This is a genomic window from Vibrio sp. 10N.261.55.A7, from assembly GCF_002877365.1.
Classification (GTDB): domain Bacteria; phylum Pseudomonadota; class Gammaproteobacteria; order Enterobacterales; family Vibrionaceae; genus Vibrio.
Genome location: NZ_MCWZ01000182.1, coordinates 3,069 through 3,872 on the forward strand (window position 1 = coordinate 3,069; position 804 = coordinate 3,872).

The window sequence follows — 804 nt, forward strand, 5'->3', positions numbered from 1 at the left end:
ATTGAATAGCTATTCAATTAGCACCTCAGGAAAGGGATGAACGGATTTTTAAAGATAAATGGGTTGACGTACATTGCCCAGAGAGCTGGCATAGTGCAGCTCTCCGAATGCTCTATCCGTAATGGTCTAGCTGAAAATTAGACCACTCTCATCAAAAAGGCAAAAGGTAAGACCTGACCCTGGCGAATCCCATTTACCGATATCGATACCAAGAGTTGCTATAGTAGTCATAATGGTTTGCCTCTTTCGAGTGGGTCCTCACCTTTACCTTAGTCAGTACTGATGTGGAAAACCATTTCATTAGACCGGACCCAGTTGTGGGCTCGTTATTTCAGTAGATAAAGTGAGTAGTTACCGAAGAATCCTCATTAACAACCAAACTGAATTTACTCCAATCACCATCTGTATGAGAAGCCATCAATGTATGCAACTTAGTAACTAACTCCATAACTGGACGTCTTAGTTCCCTACCCAAAAAATCTGAATATTCTATATTTTCGCGAGTATAGTAGAACTCATGCCCTACCCTCACACTTCCATCGTCAGCCCTAAAAAATTTAAAAACACATCTTGCACTTTGATAATGTTGAGGACAGCTACCTGTAACTATATGGTACAGGCCTTCGATTAGTTCTTGCTGCTGCTCTATTATATTAGCCAATATTAATTATCCTCCATGCTGATTGTTAAATTCTTCAACTTTTTTGATTCCATCAATACTGTAGCGATAACTACACCAGATTTTGGATAGTCGAACGACTCAAACGAAGACTCTGTTATATCCACTAATGACTTTGACTCAAT